Annotated in this window: 1 protein-coding gene; it reads left to right on the top strand. The window is 71.9% G+C overall.

The window, feature by feature from the left end; all coding sequences use genetic code 11:
* A partial coding sequence (locus AC5WRT_RS39070; RefSeq protein WP_496098960.1) for an acyltransferase domain-containing protein occupies positions 1–473 on the top strand: 473 nt, incomplete at both ends.

Genomic DNA, 473 nt, shown 5'->3' with positions numbered 1-473 from the left:
GGGTGGGGCGATGGTGGCGTTGCAGGCGTCGGAGGACGAGGTTCGGCCGTTCGTCGACGACGTGCGCGTGGGTCTGGCCGCGGTCAACGGCCCTCAGGCGGTGGTGATCGCCGGTGTCGCCGAGGCCGTGGAGGAGGTCGCGGCGCACTTCCGGGGCCGGGACCGCAAGGTGACGGCGCTGCGGGTGAGTCACGCGTTCCACTCGCCGTTGATGGAGCCGGTGCTCGCCGACTTCCGCGAGGTCGCCGAGAGCCTGACGTACGGGCGGCCGGAGGTGTCCTTCGTCTCCACGGTCACCGGTGAGCCGGTGAATGCCGAGGACCTGATGTCCCCGGAGTACTGGGTGCGGCACGTCCGCCGGACCGTCCGCTACGCCGACGCCGTGAGCGCGCTCGCCGAGCAGAACGTGGCGCGTTACCTCGAACTCGGTCCCGACGGGACCCTCACCGCCCTCGCCCAAGCGACCCTGGACG

The sequence above is a fragment of the Streptomyces sp. NTD91 genome, from assembly GCF_059510455.1.
Note: the sequence above shows the minus strand (reverse complement) of the source record. Positions and strands in the feature narration are given on the sequence as shown.